We start from the raw sequence: 23,773 nt of genomic DNA, 5'->3' as shown, positions 1-23,773 counted from the left end.
CCGAGAGCAGCCCAGCGAAACCGCGGCTCGATCAGAATGCCGGCCACGACTTTTCGAGTTGAGGGGCTTAATAGCGGGATCGCACCGATACGCGATCGTGGCGAAAGAACGATCTGCACTTGCGGGCTAGTCCGCACTTGGTATCCAAGTTCCAAGCGCTGCAAGTTCCGGTGATTCGCGCTAAGAAACGGCTCTACCCATCGGTCGCCGGACGCGCCAATTTGCGATCCGTAAATCAGTAGCGGCGCGCCGTAGTCTGTTGATTTCAAAAGCGGTCGTGCGGTTGCGCAAGCCCCGGCAATGGTGGCCGCACGCGAATGTCCGAACCTCTTCCGCGCTCGTGCCACTATTTTCTGCTCAGGAGCGTCGATTCAATTCGGTCGGCGAGTCCCGCGACCGTTTCGCTTGCCGCACCGCAAAGCCGTTCATCGAGATAGTGGCGAAGCAGCGGTACAAGTTCGTACTCCAACCGACGTGCGATGCGGTCTTCTTTTGTGGCGACATCGAGATCGGGGCGCGGATCAAGAAAATAGGAGTGGCCCGGTACGAGGCGAAGCGCGTCGTCGTCCGCGAACTCGGAGAACGTATGGATGACGTCGGCGAATATGTCGGCGGCAAATGCAATGCCTTGCGTTTCAACAGCTTTCAGGTCCGGCCAAATCGCAAGAAACGCAAAGCGGCGCCGGATCGCGATATCCATCGGAGCGATCGTTCGATCGGCGGTATTGCGAGTACCCATCACCAATAAATTCGGGGAAAGTCGAAAATCTGTGTCAAAGCCATTGGGCGTATGCGGAATGCGAACGCTTCGGTCCGGTTCGCCAACTTCGAACAGAACAACCGCTTCACCAAGTACGCGCGCAAGATCCGCGCGATTGAGTTCATCGATCACCAAGAGGTGCTCGGACGATTGCGCCGCGGCGTTGGCCTTCAATAAATCCCCCGGGTTAACGTCAAAGGTCAGTCCCTGAGCGACCGGTCGAGGAAATAGACCGACCACAAAATCTTCGTACGTTCTTGCCGCGTGAAATTGAATGCGCGTTGCTGAGCCAATTCGATCGGCGATTTGGAATGCGAGACGTGTCTTTCCTGTTCCCGGCGGACCTTCCAGAACGACGAACCTTCGTTCACGAAGGATCGAAAGAACGGCATCAGGCTCGTGGATATGAAAAATATTTCCGGAAATCGCTTGAAGTCGTCCGTCCCATCTCGCTTTCGATGGTCCCGTGAGTGGAACGTCGTGTTCGTGGAAAAAGAGATCGATTAGGTCCTCGACCGCTGTAGCCTCATTCGCATCGTCAACAACAACGGCCGCGTAAATGACACGTCCATAGGCCTTCAGCGCGGCGGCAATATCGGGCCATCGCGTAGAGACCGCCACGGGGACTTCGTTGACGACATCCAACAGATCGGGCTTAACCCATACGCTTCCGGAGTTCATACGCGACAAGGCGCGCAAACGTCGCGCGTGCCCCGGGCGACCAAGTACGCCGGTGTCGGCACCGAATCCATCCGTTCCGATAACGAGTGTCGCAACGCTCCCGGACTCCCCGGGGAACCAGACGAACGACGTCCCTTGATATGGCCCTGACGTTGGATTTTCCGCCGTTATCCAACCGGCGTACGATGCGGCGTCGTCCTTCTTTTGAAGATTGACCCGCTCTTGGAAGCGGCCCTTATGATGAGCGGCACGATGATATCTCTCGTCATAAACGCGCCCCATGAGCGCGCGCACGCCGTCACTATCGCCCGTGCCTGCCCACTGCCGACCTTGAACCATCGCGTCGATCAATTCGCGCGTCGCGCTCACGGATTTCTCCTCGCGTTATTTCGTTACATCCGTGGTTTTCGCAGATTATCTTGCGGACGCATAGGTTCCCCGCGACACCGCCTCCCTCACGCCGTTTCGGACATCCTTGGCGCTTGCGTGCTCGACGCACGCCGGGCGAGAAGTTCCATCAGGCTCCGCTGCGCCTGGACGCGGGCGCGTTCGCGCGGGGTGAGCGCGGCGACGGCGTCGTCGAGAGTTCGCGCGGCCAGGATCTTGCGTTCGGCGAGCGCGTCGTGCGCGTCGTGGTCGTCGGCCGGCGCGAGGTGCGGCGCACCCGCGTGATGAGCCGTCGGCTCGTCGGACAACGCCAGGTGCCGTTCGAACAGCGCCGCATCGCGCGCGACGGCGGCAAGGCCCGGCGTGTGCGCCGCGGCATCGCGATAGATCGGGTACGCGGCATCCGCCGCGCGGGCGATCGACGGCGGAAACGTCTCCTCCGGCGTGCGCAGAAGGCCGATCCGCCGGAACAGCCGGCCGAAGCGCGCCGAGCCGGTGATCGCCGAGATGGGCGCCGCGAGGATCATCGGAATCGTCGCGGGCGAAAGCCAGGCGAGCATCTCCCACGAGATACTTCCGGCGACGGCCGATAACACGACGCCCGCGAGCATGTGCCCGCGATGCCGGCCCAGAACCTGCGCGAACGGCAGGCTGTCGTCGTCGCGGCGCTGCGGGCGCCAGCCGGAATCGCGCCCGCGCAGGACGTCCGCAACGATGCCGCTGTGGATGAGCATCAGGATCGGCGCGACAAGCGCGGAAAGCACCATCTCGAACGCGAGGCTGAACGGGAACAGCACGACGCCGCAGCCGCGCAAGCGCCGCCAGCTTCCGAGAACGCTCACGGCCGCGAAGAGCTTGTTGCCGAGCAAAATTGTGAACGTGATGACGAAAAGACGCACGGCGCGGACGGGATCGATCTCCGGCCAGAACGGGAACAGCGTCGGGAACGGCTCGAAATACGACGGTCGCATGAAGTGGTACTGCGCGCCGAGCGCGAGGCCCGCGACGATGAACATGAGCCAGAACGGCGACGCGAGATACGTGAACACCCCCGCCGCCAGGTGCATGCGGCTGACCCAGTGCATCCCGCTCGCCGCCATGACGCGCGTGTGCTGCAAATTGCCCTGGCACCAGCGGCGGTCGCGGATCGCCATGTCGATCATCGACGCCGGGCATTCCTCGTAGGAGCCCGAAAGGTCGTGCGCGATCGAAACGCTCCAGCCCGCGCGGCGGATCATGGCCGCCTCGACGAAATCGTGGGAGAGGATCGGGCCGCCGAATGGCGGCTTGCCGGGAAGCACCGGAAGGCCCGCGGACGAAGCCCACGCGGCCGTGCGGACAATGGCGTTGTGTCCCCAGAACATCGACTCACGCCCGGCCCACCACGCGAGGCCGCGCCCCAGCAGCGGGCCGTAAACGCGCCCGGCGAACTGCTGCACCCGCGCCATCAGAGTCGTCCCGCGGATAAGGCGCGGCAGCGTCTGGATCAGCCCCGCGTCGGGGTCCGCCTCCAGGCGCCGCGCGAGTTCAACGAGCGTCGCGCCGTCCATGAGGCTATCGGCGTCGAGCATGACCATGTGATCGTAATGGCCGCCCCACCTCTCGCAGAAGTCGCGGATATTGCCGGACTTGTGCGCGACGTTTTTCGGGCGCCGGCGGTAATAAACGCGAACCTTTCCGGCAAGCCGCTCGCGCAGCGCCCACACGACCTCGTGCTCGGCAAGCGCGATATCGCCGTCCGTCGTGTCGCTCAGCATGACGATATCAAACGACGCGCCTTCGCCCTGGGCCGCCAGGTCGTGCGCCATCGCGTCCACCGCCGCGGCGACGCGGGCGGCGTCCTCGTTGTACATCGGCACCAGGACGGCGGTTCGCGTCGAAAGCGGCCTGGCGGCCTTTTTGGCGCGGCGCGGACCCGGCACGAACATCCCGACAAAAGACGTGACGAATGGGAAGGTGATCCAGGAGAAATTGACGGCGAACAGCGCGATGATGAGCGACTCGATGGCCGTCATGCCGTTGAGCTCAAGGACGAAATACATCTCCTTTACGCACGCGCCCGCGATCGCGAACGATGTCCCCATGACGAAAGCGCGGCGCCAGGCCGGCGTGCGGACCGCCTTGCGATTCACCGGTTTTCGGCGCGCGGCGGCATCGAAATTCGCGAGCGACTGACTCGGCATCGCGACGCGCGACTCGGGCGGCATGCCCTTATCGCCGGTCGCGCCAAATGGAAGCGGGGTCGCGACGTTCACGGTTTTGTCCATCGGTAGAGCCACGTCTCGGCGACGCGACGGTCGGCGTATTTGAGTTCGACGCGAAGCTCGGCCAGATCCTCGCGGCCGGGATCGAACGCGAACGCGACGCGGTGACCGCCGGCCAGCGGATTGGCGCTGACGACCACGGAGCTCACCTGGCCGGCGGAGGCGGTCACCAACGCATCCGGCGGCGGTTTTCGATCACGCTCCTTGTCCGGCGAATAATCAATCACGAATCGACGCACGGGCGTCGGCGCGGTGGCGTCCGCGCGGCCGTGGGCCGTGGCGATGACGCGGATCCGGTTCGTCGAAACTTTTGGCTCGCCGCCCCATTGCAGCTTGTACGCGATCGCGTATTCCGACCCCTGCCGGATCGGCTCCCCGGGGCGCCAGAACGACACGATGTTGTCGTGAATCTCCGCGTTGGATGGAATTTCGACCAGGATGACGGAGCCTTCGCCCCAGTCGCCGGCGGGCTCCACCCAAAGGCTCGGGCGGCGCTCAAAGTGCGACTCGAAATCCTGGTAGTCGTGCGGGTTCCGATTGCGTTGCATGAGTCCGAACCCGCGCGGCGACGCATCCTGGAATCCGCTGATTTGCAGGCGCGCGGGGTTTGCGAGCGGGCGCCAGATTTGTTCGCCGCGGCCGTTGACCATGAGCAGGCCGTCGGAGTCGTGAACGTGCGGGCGGAAATCATCGACGTTCTGCCGGCCGTTCGGCGAGAAGAAATACATGCTCGTGCCCGGCGCGATGCCGATCTCCGTCAGATCGACGCGCGGGAACAGCACGGCGCGAACATCCATGACGGTGTCGTCGCCGGGTGCGATCTCGAACCGGTACGCGCCCGAGACGCTCGGCCCGTCGAGCAGGGCGTACACGACCACGGAACGGCTCCACTTGCGCGGTTCCTCGATCCAGAAGCGGCGGAATATCAGAAATTCCTCGCCGTTCGGCGATCCGGTCCGAAGCGCCAGCCCGCGCGCGGAAAGGCCGTAGGCCTGATCGCGGCCGAGCGAGCGGAAGTAGCTCGCGCCCTGAAAGACGGCGACCTCGTCGTACACGGTTTTCTTGTTGATGGGATACAGGAGGCGGAACCCGGAAAACCCGATGTCGCCCTCGGGCAGCGGCGGCGCGACCTTGCCCGTCTCGAACATCTCCGGAGTAAAGGAAACGTGCGTCACCTTGCCCTGTTCGATGGTCGAGATTTCCACCGGCACCCGGAAAAGGTAGCCGAGCGAAAAGAACTGGATGCGGAACAGGCGGCCCGGTTTCATTCCCATCGTCGCCGACGGGCGAAAGCGGATGTCGCGATACTGGTCGTAGGTCAGCGTCTCAAGCGGGGCGGGCAGCGGCTTTTCCGCGGGGTCGTACGGCGACTGCGAAAGGATCCGCGCCATGTTGACGACCATGTCAAACGGGTCAGGGCTTTTTGGCGCGGGCGCCGCGGCGGCGGCGCGGTGCACCAATACCAGCGAGAAGGCGGCGCACGCCATCGCACCGCAACCCCGCAATACACGGCGTGTCCGTTGGTGATTCAAGGCGAAAGCCGCTTCCAGGCCGGCGAGATCGACGGATTTCGGGCCCGGGCCCGCGCGCCGCGTCATCCGGGACTCGTTATTCAACGCGGCGACGTTCGCTTACGCCTCTGACCCAAGGCGAGAGCGATCTCGGGCGCGCATCATAGCCATAACGCGCCGGTTATCAAGCGGTGCCCGGCCGGCGAAAACGGTTTTTCCGGGGAGGATCGCGACGGCACGCCGTCGTTCGCAAAAGATTTTTCTATTCCGCGCGCACGATGCACCCGTAATCCTTCGTGATCACGATTTTGCGCTCGTCGTCATAGGGCAATTCCACCGGCTCGACCGACGGAAGGACGCGCCGTTTGCGCTCGTCGTCAATCGCCCCAAGCACCGCCTTGGCGCGCATGTCCGCCTCCCGTCCTTTCCCCACGAGACCGTCGGTATTCGGCCAAGCGATGAGCGCGAGGCTGGGCCAAAAATCTTCCACGAAATTGTCGTCAAACAGGTGCGGCGGATCCGTCGCGCCCGCGGCAAGCCACGCGCGATAGCCATCGAGAATTTTCGTGGCCATCGAAAGATAAACCAGGCGCTCGCGGCGAAAGTAGCCACCGGCAGAAAGAGACTTTCTAACGATTTTTTGAAACATTGTCTCCCGAAAACCATCCGCGCGAAGAATCTCGAACAACTTCTCAAGGGTTCCATCTTCGGTGTGATCAAGTGTCTCGATCGTCAAAGCAATCTCGCGAGGCATGCTCTCGATCACGGCCTTTGCGACGCTCGGCCGGCTCTCTATCGACGCGCGCACGCGCTCCAGACCTTCGTCGGAGAGCACGGGCAACATAGCGATCACCGCGAGATCGTAAATCTGATACCCGGCAACGCTCATCATTGCGTTGATGAGGATGGGCGTGTTTGCCAATCCGTCGATAAGCGGCGCCACGGTCAGCATCCGGTCTACCGTCGCCGCGGTGTTTCCCTCCAGCGCGCTCCGCACGGCGTCCGCCGAATACGTATAAAAAAGAAAGCGAACCGGGAGGAAGTCCGGAATATCGACGTCGTGACGATATTCCTGACGCAAGATGACGCCGCCTTCCGCAATGGTGCGCAGACGATCGTCTAACACCAGAATCGGCGCCGTCATTTCCGCAGCTGCGGCAAGGTTATCCGCGTCGTACGGCGGACAAGAATCAAGTTTCAGCAGGCTCGCAATTTCCGAAGAATGCTCGTCGGCGATCGGTTGCAGTTCGTCTAGAATCGCATATAACGCGTCGCGGTCCTCCGGCGGCCGGTTCGCGAGTTCGTCCGCGCGCGCGCGGTACTCCGCGAGCTTGGCCTCCAGAATCGCGGGGTCTTCGGGAGGCATCTTGATCCACGGGTAGATGTACACCGCTCCCACCACGAGAGCGCAGAACACCACGATGCCGACGCCAAGACCGATCTTTTTGACAAGAGTCATGGGCGACACTTTCTCGACTTGTTGTTCGATCCACGCTCAATACACTTTTTCAGACACGCCTAAGCACAGAAATTTGGCCGTACCCGTCGCGCTTGTCGAGCCCCGCGCCCTCTACTTCGAAAACCGCTCGATCACCATCGACGGCGGGGCGGGTTTTTCCTTGTCCTGCGAGGACAGGCGCTGGAATTCGGAGAGGTCCGTGTCGGCCGTCGAGCTGATGCCCTTGAACTTCAGCGCGAAGTCGGCCGGGTTGCTGGAGGCGTCGAGCGCTTCCTGATAGCTGACCTTCTTGTCCAGCACGAGCTTCATGAGCGCCATGTCGAAGGTCTGCATGCCGTAGGTCGCGTAGCCGCCGGCGACCGCGTCGCGGATCTCCGCCGTGCGGTTCGAATTTTTGAGCAGCTCCTCGATGCGCGACGTGTGGCGCAGCACCTCCACCGCCGGCACGCGGCCCTTGCCGTCCGCGCGGGGAAGCAGGCGCTGACAAATGATCGCGCGCAGCACCGTCGCGAACTGGTAGCGCACCTGATTGGCCATCGCGCCGTCGAAATACGACAGCACGCGGTGGATCGTCTCCATCACGTCCGTCGTGTGCAGCGTCGCGAGCACGAGGTGCCCGGTCTCCGCGGCCATGAGCGTCGTCGTGATCGTCTCCGCGTCGCGCATCTCGCCGACGAGGATGACGTCCGGGTCCTGACGCAGCGCGGCGCGCAGGGCGGCGAGGAAGCTTTTGGTGTCGAAGCCGACCTCGCGCTGCGCGATCATGCTTTTCTGGTCCTTCAGCAAAAACTCGATCGGGTCCTCGATGGTGACGATATGCGCGGTGCGGTTCGAGTTGATGTGATTGACGAGCGAGGCGAGCGTCGTCGATTTACCCGAACCGGTGGAGCCGGTAACGAGCACCAGGCCGCGGCGCTCATTCGAGATCTGCTCGAGCACCGGCGGCAGCGACAGATCCTGGAACGTGCCGACCGAATACGGAATCGTGCGCATCGCGATGGCGATGCTGCCGCGCTGGCGATAGACGTTGGCGCGGAATCGCCCCATGCCGGGCACGGAGTAGGCCAGGTCGATCTCGTTGTCGCGGCGGAAGACGTCGATCTGGTGCTCGTTCATGAGCGCCTTCGCCCACGCGGCCACGTCCGGCGCGGAGAGTTCAGGCACGCCCTCGACCTCGAGGAGTTTGCCGTTGACGCGAAAGACCACGCCCTTGCCGGGTTTTAGGTGGATGTCCGACGCGCCGACCTGGACGGCAAGCTCCAGGATCTTGTGCAGGTTGTTCTTCGATGCGCTCGCGGCGGGTTTTGGCTGATCGGACATCGGATTCCCCGGCTGGCTCCTCTTTGCTATTCGTCGTCCGCGGCCTCGTCGGCGTCGCCGTTCGACGACGTGCGTACGCCGGAGATTCCGGCGGTCTCCCGCACCTTCGCGTCCACCTCGTCGCGCACGTCGGGGTTGTCCTTCAGAAACTGGCGCGCGTTCTCGCGGCCCTGCCCGATGCGCATGTCGCCGTAGGAAAACCACGAGCCCGTTTTTTCGATGATGTTCTGCTCGACGCCGATGTCGATCAGCTCGCCTTCGTAGCTGATGCCCTCGCCGTAAATCAGATCGAATTCCGCAAGCTTGAATGGCGGGGCGACCTTGTTTTTCACGACCTTCACGCGGGTGCGCCCGCCGATGACGTCGGTCGCCGTCTTGATCTGCGCGATGCGGCGGATGTCCAGGCGGATGGAGGAATAGAACTTCAACGCGTTGCCGCCGCTTGTCGTTTCGGGATTGCCGAACATGACGCCGATCTTCATGCGGATCTGGTTGATGAAAATCAGCACCGTGCGGCTGCGGTTGATGACCGCCGTCAGCTTGCGCAACGCCTGGCTCATCAGGCGCGCCTGCAGGCCGACGTGCGCCTCGCCCATCTCGCCCGCGATCTCCGCGGCGGGCGTCAGCGCCGCGACGGAGTCGATGACCACCACGTCCACCGCGTTGGATCGGATGAGCACCTCGGCGATCTCAAGCGCCTGCTCGCCGGTGTCCGGCTGCGAAAGGAGAAGCTCCTCGGTGTTCACGCCGAGCTTGCGCGCGTAGGGCGGATCGAGGGCGTGCTCCGCGTCGATGAACGCCGCGACGCCGCCCTTGGCCTGGGCGCGGGCGATGATCGACAGCGCGACCGTCGTCTTTCCGCTGGCCTCCGGGCCGTAGATCTCCACGACGCGCCCGCGCGGCACGCCGCCGACGCCGAGCGCGAGATCAAGGCCGAGCGAGCCGGTGGAGATGACGTCCACCTCGGTGAGCGCGTGGGTGTCGCCAAGACGCAAGATCGCGCCCTTGCCGAATTGCCGCTCGATCTGCGCCATCGCGGTATCGAGCGCCTTTTTCGAGCGCTCCGCCCCGCGCTCCATGGGAAACTTTTCCGCCATATCCCCTCCGGCCGCTGTCTTTGATTTTGATGGTTTCATATTGGACGACGGAGGTTAGCACCCGTGCGCCGGGATTGGGAAGGGCGGGCGCGGCGGCGCGTCATTTGACTTCAGAAGCCCCCCGATCTTTCCGATGAATAGGGTACACCCAGGGAAGGGGGCCGATAATGAAACGCGAAAAATTCGTATTCGAACCCGAGCTGGAACTCCGCGTGGTCGAACGCGAACCCGTTAGCCCGGACGAGCCGAACGAAGAGGAGATCCTCGCGCTGCTGGCCATTCTCGCGCTCGGCGATCTGCTGGGCGAGGACGAAAAGGACGCGAAAAAGCGCGATCCGTTCGGCTTGAACTAGTCCGACGTATTCGCTCACACGTGATTGCGTGCCGATCGCCGTGCCCGGTATTTCAGTGACTAGCACGCTTCGTCTAGCCGTGCGTCGTCAGCGTGCAAGACAAAAAATCCGCGAAATCCGCGGATAGCTTCCGCGATCACCTTTTCGCCTTTCAACAATTCAGACGATTCCATCGCGAACGAGCACGGGCACGGGATTTGGTTGCGGCGGCGTCGCGTCGCGACCGAGTGCGCTTGACGAATCCAGCCTCCTTACGCCCCTTGACATAAATCCCCACAAGCGAGAGGCTTTCGCGCTTGCGCGGCCGGGCCGGTCCGCGCGAAAAATGCAAGAAAATCAACGCGTCGCGGTCGGCGAACCCCGCATTTCGCGACGCTTGTCGGCGCCTTCGACGGCCGCCGGATGGTCCATGGCCGCGAATCAACTCATCATCAAGGGCGCGCGGGAACACAACCTGCGCAATATCACCGTCGAGATCCCTCGCGACAGGCTCGTCGTCATCACCGGGCTTTCGGGGTCGGGCAAAAGCTCGCTCGCGTTCGACACCATTTACGCCGAGGGGCAGCGCCGCTACGTCGAGAGCCTGTCGGCTTACGCGCGGCAGTTCCTTGAGCAGTTCTCCAAGCCCGACGTCGACGCGATCGAGGGTCTCTCCCCGGCGATCAGCATCGAGCAGAAGACGACAAGCAAGAACCCGCGCTCGACGGTCGGCACGGTCACGGAGATCTACGACTATCTGCGGCTTCTCTATGCGCGCGTCGGCAAGCCATTTTGCCACGGCTGCGGCCGCGAAATCGCCGCGCAGACGCCGCAGCAAATCGTCGATATCGTTTTGCACAACCCCGAGGACACGGCGCTGACGATCCTCGCGCCCGTCGTGCGCGGGCGCAAGGGCGAATACCGCAAAGAGCTGTCGCAGTTCGCCAAGGAAGGCTTCGTGCGCGCGATGATCGACGGCAAGATGTACGACCTGTCCGAGGCGCCGGAGCTCGACAAGAAGCGCAAGCACGACATCGACATCGTCATCGACCGCATCAAGATCCGCGAGGGCGTCGCGCGCCGCCTGACCGACTCCATCGAAACGGCGCTCGCGCACGGCCACGGCCTCGTCAAGGTGATCGCCGGCGAGGGCGAGCCGCAGTTTTTCAGCGAGCACTTCGCGTGCATCGCGTGCGGCATCAGCTATCCGGAACTCGAGCCGCGGCTATTCTCGTTCAACAACCCGCACGGCGCGTGCCCGACCTGCGGCGGACTCGGTTCCCGAATGTTCATCGACCCGGAGCTCGTCGTGCCGAATCCGGACCTCAGCCTGCGCGAGGGCGCGGTCGCGCCGTGGGTGTCGCGCATCCATTCGATGCACTTCCACCAGCTTCTCGATTCGCTCGGCCGCGAGTTCGCGTTCGATCTGAACACGCCCTGGAAGCGGCTGCCCAAGCGCGCGCGCGACGTGCTGCTGCACGGCACCGGCGACGCGGAGGTGAAGTTCACCTACGAGGACGAGGCGCGCCGCTACAGCTTTCGCCGCGCGTTCGAGGGCGTGATGGGCAACCTCGACCGCCGCTTCCACGAAACGAGCAGCGAGGCGATCCGCGACGAAATCCGCCGGTTCATGAGCGTCATGCCGTGCGCCGATTGCGGCGGCACGCGGCTTCGCCTGGAGGCGCGGAACGTGCGCGTCGCGGGTCGCGCCATCGCGGAAATCTCGGCGATGTCGATCAAGGAAGCCGTCGCCTTTTTCCGCGGCCTTGCGCTCGCGGAAAAGGACGCGCAAATCGCCGAGCGCGTGCTGCGCGAGATCAACGAGCGGCTTGGGTTCCTGAACGCGGTCGGGCTCGACTACCTGTCGCTCGACCGCACGAGCGCGACGCTCTCCGGCGGCGAGAGCCAGCGCATTCGCCTGGCGACGCAGATCGGCTCGTCGCTTGTCGGCGTGCTCTACATCCTGGACGAGCCGTCGATCGGCCTGCACCAGCGCGACAACGAACGCCTGCTCGCGATGCTCAAGCGCCTGCGCGACCTGGGCAACACCGTGCTGGTCGTCGAGCACGACGCGGACACGATCATGGCCGCGGATTTCGTCATCGACATGGGCCCGGGCGCCGGGAGGCACGGCGGCGAGGTCGTCTTCGCCGGCACGACGGACGATCTCGTGGCGTCGAAAAAATCGCTCACCGGCCGCTACATCGCGGGAGAGCTGTCGATCCCCGTTCCGGCCGCGCGGCGCAAGCCCGGCAAGCGCGTTCTGAAGCTCCACGGTTGCCGGGGCAACAACCTGCGCCAGATCGACGTCGCATTTCCGCTCGGGCTGCTCACGTGCGTCACGGGGGTTTCGGGCTCGGGGAAATCGACGCTCGTGCTCGATACGCTGAACCGCGCGCTCGCCCAGCGCATCTATCGCGCGAAGGACCGCCCCGCGCCGTTCAGGGAAGCCACGGGCCTCGCGAACGTGGACAAGGTCATCAATATCGACCAGTCGCCCATCGGCCGCACGCCGCGCTCGAATCCGGCGACCTACACGGGCCTGTTCACGCCGATTCGCGACCTGTTCGCCGGGCTGCCGGAGTCGAAGGTGCGCGGTTATGCGCCCGGCCGTTTCAGCTTCAATGTGAAGGGTGGCCGCTGCGAGGCCTGCGAGGGCGACGGCGTCATCAAGATCGAGATGCACTTTCTGCCCGACGTGTACGTGACGTGCGACGAGTGCAAGGGGCGCCGTTACAACCGCGACACGCTCGAGGTGAAATACAAGCACAAGTCCATCGCGGACGTGCTCGACATGACGGTGAACGACGCGCACGACTTTTTCGCATCCGTGCCGTCGATTCGCGGCAAGCTCGAAACGCTGCGCGACGTGGGGCTCGGCTATATCCACCTGGGGCAGGCGGCGACGACGCTCTCCGGCGGCGAGGCCCAGCGCATCAAGCTCTCGCGCGAGTTGAGCAAGCGCGGCACCGGGCGCACCGTGTACATCCTGGACGAGCCGACGACGGGCCTTCATTTCGAGGACATCAAGAGCCTGCTGTCCGTGCTCGATCGCCTGGTCGAGGCGGGCAACACGGTCATCGTCATCGAGCACAACCTGGATGTCATCAAGACCGCGGACCACGTCATCGACCTTGGCCCGGAGGGCGGCGACGGCGGCGGGCGCGTCGTGGCGATCGGCACGCCCGAGCAGATCGCCCGGACGGCGAAAAGCCACACCGGCCGTTTTCTCGCGCCGATCCTGAAAAACAAAAAGGTGGGCGAGCGCGAGGCCGCGCGCCACATCCCGGAACCGCGGCCCGTCGCCAACGGCAAACCGGAGCGCGGAAAGATGTTGTCGTTCGATCTCGACGACGAGGATGCGCGCGACGACGAGCTGAATGCCGACGATGAAATGAACGACGCGTTCGCCGTACCCGACGACGCCGAGCCCGCGCCGCGCCGGCGTGGCCGACCAAGGAAACAGGTTTGAAGAAACGAATTTCGGATTTCGGATTTTGGATTTCGGATCGGCGAGCATTCGCGTTGGCGCCGTTGGTTGTCCTTGCCTTCGCGACGAACGTGTTCGCCGGCGACTTCGCGGGCGTCTACGAGATCAAGCACGACGGCGCGATTTACGGCGCGGAGAAATTCGACCTGACGCACGAGGACGACGGCGCCTACGCCGTCAAAACCACCGGCACCTCGCGCCTCGGCGCGGATGAGGGGCAGACGATTCAGGACCTCACCGAGCTGCGGGGGCGCGCGGGCGGCGTCTTTCGCGACTATCAACGCGAGGTGTACGTGGACGAGTTGCCGCGCAAGCTCGCGCTCGACCACGACGAAATCCGCTTCAACGTGCAGATCAACACGGGCAAGGGCGTCATCGACCGCAAGCTGCCTGGGCCGAAGGGCGCGTACATCGCCGACTCGGGCGTGTTCAGCCACGTGCATCTGCTGATCCGCCGCGCGATCGGCGAACGGCGCCTCGGCAAGGAGTTGCCCGTGGTCGTGCCGAGCGAGGTCGCGCGCGCGGCCGCGGTCGTCGAGGATCGCGGCGACGACACGGTGACGACGGGCGAGGGCTCGTTCGCGGCGCGGCGGTATTTCGTCGATCTGGAAACGCAAGGCCTCTCCGCCTGGATCGATCGCGAGGGGCGTCTCGTGAAGGTCGATGCGCCGATGATCGGCATGACCGCGGAGCTCAAGGGCTACAAGGGTTTACCCGCGTCGCCGAAAAAAGGCGCGAAGGCGACGCGGCGCGTCTCGCGGCAGGATGTCACGTTCAAGTCGCCCGCGAGCATCAAGGCGGCGAACGGGCCGCGCGAGGCTGCGCTCGCGTTCCACGGCGTGCTGCGCCGCCCGCGCGAAATCAAGGGGCGGCTGCCGGGCGTGCTGATCCTGTCCGACACCGGGCCGCAAACGGCCGACGGGCGCGACGCCGTAACCGGGCTCGATACGTTGCTCGGCGAATTGGCCGACATCATCGCCGAGGCCGGTTACGCCGTGCTGACCTGGGATGATCGCGGCGCGGGCAAGACCGGCGGCGACCCCGCGCAGGACGCGCTTTCCGTGCGCCGGCGCGACGCCGAAAATGCGCTGAAGATGCTCGCGGCCCGTGCGGACGTCGATGGCGACAAGCTGTTTGTCCTTGGTTTGGGCGAGGGCGGCAACATCGCGATCCGTCTGGCGGCGGACGTAAAGCTCGTGCACGGGGCGATCGCCATCGCACCCTCGCCCGTGTCGTTCGCGCGCCTCGCGGAAGAGCAGGCCAAACGCCGCATCGCCGCCGAGGGGCCGCCGTCCGACGAAGCGCTCGCCGCGCACCCGGTGATGGTCGCGCTCGAACGCGCGCGCGTATTGACCGACAAGGATTTCACGGTCATCGGCGGCAAGCCGGTGTATCTCGATCTCTACCGCGAGTGGATCCGCCACGATCCCGCGGCCGATCTGCGCGCGGCGAAATCGCCGGTGTTGCACGTGACGCTCGGCAACGACCGGCAGGTGTTCGGCGATCTTGCCGGGCCGCTTGCCGAGGCCGGCAAGGTTGTGTCCGGCTACACGAACAAGCACTTCGAGAAGCTCGACCACTTCCTCGCGAAAAGCCGCGGCACGATCGGCAGCTACGCCGACCCCGACCGCAAGATCGACGCCGCCGCGGCGGCATACATCATCCGGTGGTTGGGGGAGAAGGCGAGTTGAACGCCAGCGAACGGAAAGGATCCGCGGATCAACCAAGCCCGCCGCCGTCGATCCCGTCCTGATCGTCGCTTTCCTTACGAACATGTGGCGGCACAGCGTCGTCCGTGCGTATACTTGAGGCATGGTTGAACGCACCGAGCCCGACGTGTTAACGGAGATCGTCGCGCGGCTTGTCGACGAATTTCAGCCCGACACGATTTATCTGTTCGGATCGCACGCGTGGGGAGAGCCGCATCGCGACAGCGACCTGGATATTCTCGTCGTCGTCCCGGACAGCGACGAAACGCCCGCCAAACGCGCGCAACGCGCCTACGCGCGAAAAGCCGGGCTGATGGTCCCGATGGACATCGTCGTTCAAACGCGCGAGGAGTTCGAACGTTTTCTCCCCGCCGCTTCGTCGCTCGCCCACCGCATCGTCCGCGACGGCAAGGTTCTGTATGCCCGACCCGCGTGAGGAGCTCGTTCGGGTTTGGCTGGAACTTGCCGTCAGCGATATTCGTTCGGCGCGCGCGCTCGCGGAGCAGCAACCTCCGCTTTTCGATACGGCGATGTTTCACCTGCAGCAAGCCGCAGAAAAGTCGATCAAGGCTTTTCTGTCCTGGCAAAACGCGACGATTAGCAAAACACACGATATCGTGCTGCTATTGAACGCGGCCGCCGAATTTGAAAGTCGTTTCGACGGTCTCGAACCGCTCGGGCAATTGCTGACACCGTTCGCCGTGGAATTGCGTTATCCTTTCGGCTATCCGGCTCCCTCCGAAGGCGAGTTTCGCGAAGCTCACGTCGCGTGCGTCGCTATTTTCGATTTTGTGCTCGACGCCGTACCGGAAAGTACGCATCCGGCGACGGAGTTGATTCGATCATGATTTCCATCTTTGCAATCTGCGTAATCCGCGGATCAACCAAACCTACCGCCGTAGACCCATCCGCGCGCTCGCGTTAGTCTTCCCGCATGGCCATGAAACAAGTCCCCATCGACGCCCTCGTGGAAGGGCAAAACGCGGATTCGGTTTACTTCGTCCGGCGCCGGCAATTCGGCACCGCGCGCACGGGCAAGCCGTTTATCACCCTGACGCTCGGTGACCGCTCCGGCGAGATCACCGCGCGCATCTTCAGCAACGTCGAGTATTACCAGGACGAGTGCCCGGAAGGCGCGTTCGTTTACGTGCAGGCGCGCGTGCAGACCTACGAGGGACGCATTCAGCTTGTCGTCGATACGCTGAAGCGCGTGCCGGACACGGACATCGATCCCACCGATTTCCTGCCGACGGGGCGGCACGATCCGCAGCTTCTCCTTGCGCACGTGCGCGATATTTTCGCCACGATCGCCGACGACAAGGTGCGCCGGCTTTGCCTGTCGGCGCTCGACGGCGATCTGGGCGAGCGTTTCACCCGCGCGCCCGCCGCGATGGGCATTCACCACGCCTTTCTCGGCGGGCTGCTCGAACACACGCTGTCCGTGCTGATCCTTTGCGACACCATCGCGCGGCACTACCCGAACCTGGACCGCGACATCCTCATCGCGGGCGCGTTCTTTCACGATCTCGGCAAGATCCACGAACTCGATTACCAGACCTCCATCGTCTACACCGACCACGGCCGCCTGATCCCCCACCTGGTCATCAGCGTGCAGATCGTCGACGAGCTCACGCGCGCCATCGACGATTTTCCCGACGACAAGAAAAAGCACATCGAGCACATCTGCCTTGCGCACCACGGCACGCGCGAGTTTGGATCGCCCGTCCTGCCCGCGACCGTGGAGGCGATCGTCGTGCATCACCTGGACAACCTGGACTCCAAGGTCTTTTCGTATTTTGCCGCCGTCGAAAAAGCCGGCACGGCCGCGTGGAGCGACCGCCAACCGCATCTTGGCACCTACGTCAAACGCACCACCTCCGCCGCGCCGCCGCTCTACGCCTACCGCCTTCCCGAGGCTCTCGTGAAGGACAAGAACGAGCCGCGCGTGGTGAAGGTGCCCGCGTCCGCCGCGAAGCCCGCCACGAAAAACGGCGACGACGACGACGACGAGTCCGCGTCCGCGCAGTTCGACCTGCTTTCCGGCAAACGCTGAGGATGCGCGCGGCGATCTTCGACGTCGACCGCACGCTGGTCGACGGACTCGCGGGCTATTTCTTTTCCGACTGGCTCTGGCGGCGCGGGTACATGCCGCGCGCCGGAAAGCTGCGCACCGCGTTCGCGCTCGCGGGCTATCGCATGAAGATCCGCCACGAGCGCGTGATGGTGGAAGTCGGCGTCACCTGCCTCTCCGGCATGACCGCGGTGCGCGTTCGCGAACTGGCCGAGGCGTGCGTCGATGAGGTGATCTGGCCGCGCGTGTTTTGCGAGGCGCTTGACAAGATCCGCGAGCACAACGACGCCGGCGACATTACGATTCTCGCCTCCGGCTCCGCGCTTCCGATCGTCGAGGCGCTCGCCGCGCGCGCCGGCGCGAAATCCGTCGTCGCGACGCGCCCGCGCGTGTCCGAAAACGGCGTTTGCCTGCCCGTCGCCGAGCTTCCGCTTTGTTACCACGAGGGCAAGACGGCGCTCGTCGAGGCGCTCTGCAACGCGAACGGCCTGTCGCTCGACGGCGCGGCGCTCTACTCCGACAACCACCAGGACATCTCGCTTTTCGCGCGCGTCGCCACGCCTTTCGCCGTCAATCCCGATGTGCGCCTGTCCCTCTACTCGAAGACGCACGGCATCCCGGTGATGCACTGGACGACGACGATGGCGGGCGAAACGGGATCGGGCACGGCGTTTCCGCTGGCGGGGATGAAATGAAATTTCACCGCGAAGACGCGAAGAAAACCTATTCGATCGCGAACGTCACGCGCACGACGGCGGTGATGTCCTTTTCGAGCGCGCTCGTGTCGCTGATGCCGTAGTCCGACACCTCCGTCGAGTTGCGCGCCGTGATCTGGAAGACGCCCTGGCGCGCGTTTCGCACCGCGCCGATCTTGCTGCCGGCGCTCTCGGCGATGCGTTCGGCGCGCATGCGCGCGTTGACCGTCGCCTCGGCCATCATGTCGACGCGCAACTCGTCGAGCTTCGTGTAGATGTATTCCGGGTTCCACGACACCAGCGGGATGCCTTCGGCCAGAAGTTCGGTGGACTCGCGGGACAGGCGCGTGATTTCCTCGACGCGCCCGCCCTCCACGGCGAACGGCTGCGTCAGCCGATGACCCACCACGCGGCCGTGCCGGCCGTCTTCCAGAACCTCGTGCAGCGTTTGCGTGGAGAGCGAACCGAACGTCAGTTCGTCGTCCTTCACGCCGTGGTCCTTGAGATAAAGGCGCACGCGCTCGGTCATGCGCGTCATTTCCGCGTACGCCGCCGGAAGTGTCGAGCCGTCCGCGGACAGATTGCCGCGCCACGTGATGTGGTCGGATGTGATCGGCCGCGTGGCGCTGCCGGTGACGGTGATCGTGTCGCCCGCGCGCTTCACCTTCACGATCGCGCCCGCGACGACAAAGGCCATCACGACAAGCGCGATCGCCACGGCGCCAAGGCCGAGCATCATGTTCGCCGCGGAAGTTTCGGTTTGCGCGTTCTTTTCGTTCGCCATTTGTGACCCCGATTGCAGAAGAAACTAGCACGCGGCATGTAGGAAAAACAGGCGGTAACAACCGTAGCCGGACGCGAACACATAAGGGAGGAGCCATGCCGCAGACAGGACACGTGGATGTGACAACGCCGTCGGATCGCGAAATCCTCGTGACGCGTGTTTTCGATGCGCCGCGCGAGCGCGTTTTCGAGGCGCTGACGAACACGAAGCTCCTTCCGCGCTGGATGACCGGGATGGAGGTCTGCGAGATCGACTTGCGCGTCGGCGGCACGTACCGATTCGTTTGGCGCTATCAGGACGAAACCGGGATGAAGGAGATGGGGATGGGCGGCCGCTATCTCGAAATCGTGCCGCAAGAGCGAATCGTCTGGACGGAATTGTTCGACGAGGACTGGACCGAAGGCGAAACCGTCGTCACCTGGACGCTCGCCGAAAGCGACGGCAAGACGACGCTCGCCGCCAACATCCTCTACAGTTCGAAAAGCGCTCGCGACGGCGCGCTCGCCACGTCGATGCTCGATGGAATGACATACTCCTACGACCGGCTGGACGAGTTGCTGGAGGAGATCGCGGATTGAAAATCGACAATTGGCGAGACAATTTCAAAAATGCCGGTGTCAAATTGTCATCCTGAGGTCCGCGCCGCGGCGTTGTCACCCTGAGCGCAGCGAAGGGTCTCGCCCTTCGCCAGACCGCGCTTTTCCCCTCTCAATCCTCGATCCTCGATCCTCGATCCTCTATCCTCAATCCTCGATCCTCCTTTATCCTCGCTTCCGATGCCCCTCCTTCACGCCCTCATCCGCGCGGTGTTCGCCGCGGTCGTCACCGCGCTCGCGGGGACGGGGCTGGCCCTTGACCAGAGCCCGGCCGCCGCGCCGGTCCTTGGCATCGCCGAGGTAAACGCCGGGCGGCTGATCGCGCTCGCCATGCTGCTGTTGTATTTCGCCGAGGTCGCTTTCGCGTCGTGGCAGACGCGCGAGCCGGTGGACCGCGCGGCGGTGTGGCTCGCGCCCGCGTGGCTCGCGTTCCCGATCGCGCTCCTTGCGCGCGTCAACCTGTTTCCCGACGCGCCGCCGGGGCGGATCGCCGTGGCGCTCGCCCTGTTCGGCGTGTTGCGATTCCTGACAATCATCCTTGCCGCCCCCCGGCCCGCGCGGCTCGCGCCCCCGTCCGTGAGCGCGCCGCCCGTGATCGTGCTTGTCGCCCGGTCGGGCGTGCCGGGCGGGGCAACAACCGCGGCCCTTGTGTACGAGCTGTTCGGCGCGATCGTGCTTGGCGTTTTCATCTTCGGCCGCGCGCCCGCGCACGTGGCGACGCTGCCCGCGCTCGCGCTCATCTCGCCGGGACTGTACGTGCTCATGACGGCCGCCGCGTTTCGCGCCGGCGGATCGCGCGTCGTCGGCCTGTTCTATCCGATTTTCGCGCCGGCCCTGCTGCTTTTCGCGATCGCGGCCGCGCTCGGCTTGACGCACGAGACGCGCGAATACGCCCCGGCGGCCGCGGCGATGCTCGCCGTCGGGCACCTGGCCGTGGCGGCGATCGCGATCCGCTACCGGCGCGGCACGCACTACGCCCTGCCGTGCCTCGCGGTCGCACTCGGTCTTGCGTTCGTTTCCGCGGAAATCGGGGCGCGCGTGGCATACGATTTCCGCGCCGCCGCGACGCTCGCGCCGATCGACGGCTGGGACATCGAACGGCGAACCGCGCTCGTCGCGTCCACGCCGCGAGCGACCGACGTCGCCGCGCGCGAGGCCGTCACGCGCGTGGCGCTTTTGGGCATCCCCTCGGAAGGCGGGCGCCTGGCCGCTGAAAGGGCCGCGCGCGCGCATTTCGGCGGCGATGCCGTGATCCACGTCATCGACGCGCGCGCGTCGGGCGACGACGCGTTCCGCGCGCTCGTTTATCTGCGCGACGTGCTCGGACCGCGCGTCGGCGACATCGACGCCGTCGCGTTCGACGACGATCCGCTCGCGCCGGCGGCGGCCGATCGATCCGCCGCCCGCTTCGCGAAATGGTCGACCCTCGTGGACGGCATCGCGGACGATCGCACCCGAACGCGCCGCCTCATCCTCTCCGCCGGTACGCGCTCGCACGTGCGCCTCGCGCTTGCCGCCATCGCGTCGAGACTTGCGCTCGGCGACGCGCTCGGCCGACTGGCCTTTGCCTTTCGGGAGCGCGGCCCGGATTCCGGCGAGGGCGCGTCAAACGGCGAGGCGATGGGTCGCGCGGCGCGCATCGAGAACCTCGAACGCCACGCGCGCGGCAACGGCGCGGCGTTTTTCCGCATCCGCGCGGAAGACTTCGCGGACGTTGATGGTGACGGTGGCGACGAAGAAACTGTCGAATCGGACGAGAATGCCGCGCTCAAGCCGGAAGAAGCGTCAGACGCGTTACCTCCGGCGGGCAATTGATGCGTACAGGCAGGATGGATGTGCCGATGCCGCGATTGACGTAAAGTCGCGTCGAACCAATCTCGTACATCCCCTGTTGAAACTCCGCGCTGCCCGGCGGCGTTTTCAGCGCCCCGAAAAAGGGAACGCGCACCTGCCCGCCGTGCGTGTGACCCGAAAGCACAAGATCGGCGCGCCGATTCCCCAGCCGATGGACGACACACGGAGCATGCGACAAAACAATGGCGGGCAACTCGGGCGGACGAGTATCGAGCGCGGTGTCCGGGCGCGGCACGCCGTAAAAGGCATCGTCGATCGCCGCAAGCCAGAATGCGCCACCAGCGTGCTCGATCGCGCGGCCTTCGTTCACCATCATCGTCACGCCGATGCGATCGAGTCGCGCGCGCAGGTCGCTGTCGATGGTCTTGTTCCAGTGCTCCCAGTTTCCGGTGCAAAAATAAGCTTGTTTGCGGTAGCGCAATGTCGCGATCCACGCGAGGCACTCGTCGAGAAGATCCGCGTCCTCGACGAGATCACCCGTGATGAAAAGGTAGGTCGGATTCGTCGCATTGACGATTCGCGCGACCTCCTCTTCTCGACCCGTGACGCCCCAAAAATGAAAATCGGAAATCTGTATCGCGTCGAGCGGCCCGGGCAAGCCGGGGATGCGCACTTCGATATCGGTCGCGACCACGCGGCGCGGGCCGATCGTGAAGGCATACGCCCCGGCGAGCGCCGGTGGCCCAAGTATTGCGGCAAACCAACCAAGTGCCTCACGCCGCGTGAGCGGGCGGCGCAGGCGATCAGTGACTGCCGAAGGCTTTTTCGTCATTCAATATTGGTAAGATGGTTGCAGCAAATCGACAACCCGTTTGGACGCGAAATTGCGCAAACCGTGCCCGCGCCCGGTAGCCTTCCCCCGTTTGATCGCCTAAAATCGGCGCCTCGAATTTCCTTATTCCTTGCAGGGAGCCGAACGATGACAAAGCCGAGGTTGCGCGCGGGCATGACCGCGTTTTTGGCGATGATGCTCCTGGCCGCGCTCGTCGCGTTTTCCGCGGGCTGCTCGTGCGGTGATGACGACGATGACGATAACGGCGGTTCGATCCCGGACGACGACGACGCGTCGGACGACGACACGGGAGACGACGACGCCTCGGACGACGACGCCGTTGATGACGACGACGCGGATGACGACGATGCGGACGATGACGACGGCTTTGTCGTGCCGCCGTTTGTCGTTGAACCGCCGCCGTTTCCCGAGTGGGTTTACCGCCACTGGGTCTGGGAAGACGAATCGACGCAGACCTCGGCGCAGGACCTCGTGCAGGGCTACATCGACAACGACATCCCCGTCGGCGCGATCATCATCGATTCGCCGTGGGAGACGGGCTACAACACGTTCATCTTCGACGACACGATGTACCCGGACCCGCAGGCGATGGTGGATTATTTCCACGACCGCGACGTGCGTGTGTTTCTGTGGATCACCCCGAACGTGAACGACGACTCGCCGAATTTCCAGGAAGGCTACGACGCCGGCTACTACGTCCACGGCGGCGACACGCTGGAGTGGTGGAAGGGCGACGGCGCGTACATCGACTACTGGAACGAGGACGCGATGGAGTGGTGGCACGATCAGATGGACAACGTGCTTGACCTCGGCATCGACGGATGGAAGACCGACGGCTCCGAGTTCGCCATGCTGCTCTGGCTCTGGATTCCGACCGCCGACGGCCCGAAGACGCCCAAGCAATATCAGGAAGCGTATTACCGCGACTTCTTCAACTACACGCGCGAAAAGCTCGGCCCCGACCGCGTCATCACCGCACGCCCGGTCGATTCCTACGGCGTGCCGTGGGGCCCCGACTTCCAGCCCAAGGACACCTCGTTCGCCGGCTGGGTGGGCGATCAGGATCCGACTTTCAGCGGCCTGCGCGCGGCGCTTCTCAACATGTTCATGTCCGGCAATCGCGGGCACACGAATTTCGGTTCCGACATCGGCGGCTACCGCGGCGACGACCCGCGCGACGAGGACCTGATGATCCGTTGGATGCAGCAGGGCGCGTTCAGCCCCATCATGGAAAACGGCGGTTCCGGCGAGCACCGGCCCTGGATGTATTCCGCGGACCTGCTTTCGATCTACCGCAAATTCACGAAGATCCATCACGAGCTGATCCCGTACCTCTACAGCCAGGGCGCCGATTCCTGGCGGCGCGGTATCTCGCTGTTCCGCCCGGTGCATCGGCTGTATTGGGAATACATGCTCGGCGACGCCTTCTTCGTCGGTGCGATGACCGAAACCGGCGAGACGCGCGAGGTGCACCTGACCGAAGGCGAGTGGATCCATTTCTTCACCGGCGACGCCTTCACCGGCCCGCTCGACGTCGAGATCGACGTGCCTTACGAGGAGTTCCCGGTCTTCGTTCGTCGCGGCTCCATCGTGCCGATGCACCTTCTCGAAGACGGCGTCTTCGATCCGGATGACAATGCCTACACCGTCAGTATGTGGCCGGTGCCCGGCGAGCACGAATTCATCGTGTCCGAGGAGCACGGCTCCGGCGCGCGGATCCGGTACATGTCCGCGGCGGTGGGTATCGACGTCACGGTATCGGCGACGAGCCGCCCTTACGCGTTCCGCCTGCACGACGTGGACGAGCCGAATTCCGTGTCGGCCGAGCCCGCAGGCGATCTTGCCGAGGCGGCGAACCTTTCCGATCTCGCCGGGGCGGACACGGGCTGGTTCTACGACGCGGCCGAAGACGTGCTCTGGGTGAAACCCGGCAGCGCAATCTCCGGCGTGCGCGTCGAAGTGCGTTAGAC

18 protein-coding genes are annotated in these 23,773 nt (G+C 64.5%); 10 read left to right on the top strand and 8 right to left on the bottom strand.

Annotated elements, in window-relative coordinates; all coding sequences use genetic code 11:
* Nucleotides 1–346: 346 nt before the first annotated feature.
* The 6 genes from K8I61_04355 to recA all read right to left on the bottom strand — a co-directional run bounded on the left by K8I61_04355 (nucleotide 347) and on the right by recA (nucleotide 9,479).
* Nucleotides 347–1,810: an AAA family ATPase gene (locus K8I61_04355; GenBank protein ID MBZ0271243.1), complete on the bottom strand. Its 1,464-nt coding sequence runs from the start codon at nucleotides 1,808–1,810 to the stop codon at nucleotides 347–349.
* Between the two features lie 86 nt (nucleotides 1,811–1,896).
* Complete coding sequence (gene mdoH / locus K8I61_04350) at nucleotides 1,897–4,095, bottom strand: glucans biosynthesis glucosyltransferase MdoH (GenBank protein ID MBZ0271242.1); 2,199 nt, start codon at nucleotides 4,093–4,095, stop codon at nucleotides 1,897–1,899.
* Nucleotides 4,080–5,579, bottom strand: a complete 1,500-nt coding sequence (locus K8I61_04345; GenBank protein MBZ0271241.1) for a glucan biosynthesis protein G — start codon at nucleotides 5,577–5,579, stop codon at nucleotides 4,080–4,082. Before K8I61_04345 ends, mdoH begins: the two co-directional genes overlap by 16 nt.
* A 286-nt stretch (nucleotides 5,580–5,865) precedes the next feature.
* Nucleotides 5,866–7,062: a hypothetical protein gene (locus K8I61_04340; GenBank protein MBZ0271240.1), complete on the bottom strand. Its 1,197-nt coding sequence runs from the start codon at nucleotides 7,060–7,062 to the stop codon at nucleotides 5,866–5,868.
* Nucleotides 7,063–7,173: 111 nt separating this feature from the next.
* Nucleotides 7,174–8,382, bottom strand: coding sequence for a PilT/PilU family type 4a pilus ATPase (locus K8I61_04335; GenBank protein MBZ0271239.1), 1,209 nt, complete (start codon nucleotides 8,380–8,382; stop codon nucleotides 7,174–7,176).
* A gap of 26 nt (nucleotides 8,383–8,408) precedes the next feature.
* Nucleotides 8,409–9,479, bottom strand: a complete 1,071-nt coding sequence (gene recA, locus K8I61_04330; protein MBZ0271238.1) for a recombinase RecA — start codon at nucleotides 9,477–9,479, stop codon at nucleotides 8,409–8,411.
* 167 nt (nucleotides 9,480–9,646) lie between these two features.
* On the opposite strand from recA, the gene K8I61_04325 reads away from it, so the two are divergent.
* The 7 genes from K8I61_04325 to K8I61_04295 all read left to right on the top strand — a co-directional run bounded on the left by K8I61_04325 (nucleotide 9,647) and on the right by K8I61_04295 (nucleotide 17,776).
* Complete coding sequence (locus K8I61_04325) at nucleotides 9,647–9,832, top strand: hypothetical protein (GenBank protein MBZ0271237.1); 186 nt, start codon at nucleotides 9,647–9,649, stop codon at nucleotides 9,830–9,832.
* 409 nt (nucleotides 9,833–10,241) lie between these two features.
* On the top strand, nucleotides 10,242–13,283 hold the full coding sequence (gene uvrA / locus K8I61_04320) for an excinuclease ABC subunit UvrA (protein MBZ0271236.1): 3,042 nt from the start codon (nucleotides 10,242–10,244) through the stop codon (nucleotides 13,281–13,283).
* Between the two features lie 53 nt (nucleotides 13,284–13,336).
* On the top strand, nucleotides 13,337–14,992 hold the full coding sequence (locus K8I61_04315; GenBank protein ID MBZ0271235.1) for a lysophospholipase: 1,656 nt from the start codon (nucleotides 13,337–13,339) through the stop codon (nucleotides 14,990–14,992).
* Between the two features lie 121 nt (nucleotides 14,993–15,113).
* Nucleotides 15,114–15,446, top strand: a complete 333-nt coding sequence (locus K8I61_04310; protein ID MBZ0271234.1) for a nucleotidyltransferase domain-containing protein — start codon at nucleotides 15,114–15,116, stop codon at nucleotides 15,444–15,446.
* On the top strand, nucleotides 15,430–15,858 hold the full coding sequence (locus K8I61_04305; protein MBZ0271233.1) for a HEPN domain-containing protein: 429 nt from the start codon (nucleotides 15,430–15,432) through the stop codon (nucleotides 15,856–15,858). Before K8I61_04310 ends, K8I61_04305 begins: the two co-directional genes overlap by 17 nt.
* A gap of 92 nt (nucleotides 15,859–15,950) precedes the next feature.
* Nucleotides 15,951–17,063, top strand: coding sequence for an HD domain-containing protein (locus tag K8I61_04300; GenBank protein ID MBZ0271232.1), 1,113 nt, complete (start codon nucleotides 15,951–15,953; stop codon nucleotides 17,061–17,063).
* A 2-nt stretch (nucleotides 17,064–17,065) separates the two neighbouring features.
* Complete coding sequence (locus K8I61_04295; protein ID MBZ0271231.1) at nucleotides 17,066–17,776, top strand: HAD-IB family hydrolase; 711 nt, start codon at nucleotides 17,066–17,068, stop codon at nucleotides 17,774–17,776.
* Nucleotides 17,777–17,804: 28 nt separating this feature from the next.
* Here the strand turns inward: K8I61_04295 and K8I61_04290 are convergent, their stop codons facing one another.
* Nucleotides 17,805–18,515, bottom strand: coding sequence for an SIMPL domain-containing protein (locus K8I61_04290; GenBank protein ID MBZ0271230.1), 711 nt, complete (start codon nucleotides 18,513–18,515; stop codon nucleotides 17,805–17,807).
* A 140-nt stretch (nucleotides 18,516–18,655) separates the two neighbouring features.
* Between K8I61_04290 and K8I61_04285 the strand changes: the two genes are divergently transcribed.
* Entirely contained in the window at nucleotides 18,656–19,138 is a 483-nt protein-coding gene (locus K8I61_04285) for an SRPBCC family protein (GenBank protein ID MBZ0271229.1), read from the top strand.
* 198 nt (nucleotides 19,139–19,336) lie between these two features.
* Entirely contained in the window at nucleotides 19,337–20,971 is a 1,635-nt protein-coding gene (locus K8I61_04280; GenBank protein ID MBZ0271228.1) for a hypothetical protein, read from the top strand.
* Here the strand turns inward: K8I61_04280 and K8I61_04275 are convergent.
* Nucleotides 20,925–21,782, bottom strand: a complete 858-nt coding sequence (locus K8I61_04275; GenBank protein ID MBZ0271227.1) for a metallophosphoesterase — start codon at nucleotides 21,780–21,782, stop codon at nucleotides 20,925–20,927. The genes K8I61_04280 and K8I61_04275 overlap by 47 nt on opposite strands.
* A gap of 147 nt (nucleotides 21,783–21,929) precedes the next feature.
* Here K8I61_04275 and K8I61_04270 point away from each other — a divergent pair, with 147 nt between their 5' ends.
* Entirely contained in the window at nucleotides 21,930–23,771 is a 1,842-nt protein-coding gene (locus tag K8I61_04270) for a hypothetical protein (protein ID MBZ0271226.1), read from the top strand.
* Nucleotides 23,772–23,773 lie beyond the last annotated feature (2 nt).

It is taken from the genome of bacterium (genome assembly GCA_019912885.1).
Taxonomy (GTDB): domain Bacteria; phylum Lernaellota; class Lernaellaia; order JACKCT01; family JACKCT01; genus JAIOHV01.
This window is presented reverse-complemented; position numbering and strand designations above follow the sequence as displayed.

What these genes read in the sequence shown, in the direction of transcription:
- K8I61_04305 (MBZ0271233.1), top strand. Translation starts at nt 15,430, where the DNA reads ATGCCCGACCCGCGTGAGGAGCTCGTTCGGGTTTGGCTGGAACTTGCC.
- K8I61_04325 (MBZ0271237.1), top strand. Translation starts at nt 9,647, where the DNA reads ATGAAACGCGAAAAATTCGTATTCGAACCCGAGCTGGAACTCCGCGTG.
- K8I61_04285 (MBZ0271229.1), top strand. Translation starts at nt 18,656, where the DNA reads ATGCCGCAGACAGGACACGTGGATGTGACAACGCCGTCGGATCGCGAA.
- recA (MBZ0271238.1), bottom strand. Translation starts at nt 9,479, where the DNA reads ATGGCGGAAAAGTTTCCCATGGAGCGCGGGGCGGAGCGCTCGAAAAAG.
- K8I61_04270 (MBZ0271226.1), top strand. Translation starts at nt 21,930, where the DNA reads ATGACAAAGCCGAGGTTGCGCGCGGGCATGACCGCGTTTTTGGCGATG.
- K8I61_04335 (MBZ0271239.1), bottom strand. Translation starts at nt 8,382, where the DNA reads ATGTCCGATCAGCCAAAACCCGCCGCGAGCGCATCGAAGAACAACCTG.
- uvrA (MBZ0271236.1), top strand. Translation starts at nt 10,242, where the DNA reads ATGGCCGCGAATCAACTCATCATCAAGGGCGCGCGGGAACACAACCTG.
- K8I61_04300 (MBZ0271232.1), top strand. Translation starts at nt 15,951, where the DNA reads ATGAAACAAGTCCCCATCGACGCCCTCGTGGAAGGGCAAAACGCGGAT.
- K8I61_04340 (MBZ0271240.1), bottom strand. Translation starts at nt 7,062, where the DNA reads ATGACTCTTGTCAAAAAGATCGGTCTTGGCGTCGGCATCGTGGTGTTC.
- K8I61_04295 (MBZ0271231.1), top strand. Translation starts at nt 17,066, where the DNA reads ATGCGCGCGGCGATCTTCGACGTCGACCGCACGCTGGTCGACGGACTC.
- K8I61_04310 (MBZ0271234.1), top strand. Translation starts at nt 15,114, where the DNA reads ATGGTTGAACGCACCGAGCCCGACGTGTTAACGGAGATCGTCGCGCGG.
- mdoH (MBZ0271242.1), bottom strand. Translation starts at nt 4,095, where the DNA reads ATGGACAAAACCGTGAACGTCGCGACCCCGCTTCCATTTGGCGCGACC.
- K8I61_04280 (MBZ0271228.1), top strand. Translation starts at nt 19,337, where the DNA reads ATGCCCCTCCTTCACGCCCTCATCCGCGCGGTGTTCGCCGCGGTCGTC.
- K8I61_04345 (MBZ0271241.1), bottom strand. Translation starts at nt 5,579, where the DNA reads ATGGCGTGCGCCGCCTTCTCGCTGGTATTGGTGCACCGCGCCGCCGCC.
- K8I61_04275 (MBZ0271227.1), bottom strand. Translation starts at nt 21,782, where the DNA reads ATGACGAAAAAGCCTTCGGCAGTCACTGATCGCCTGCGCCGCCCGCTC.
- K8I61_04290 (MBZ0271230.1), bottom strand. Translation starts at nt 18,515, where the DNA reads ATGATGCTCGGCCTTGGCGCCGTGGCGATCGCGCTTGTCGTGATGGCC.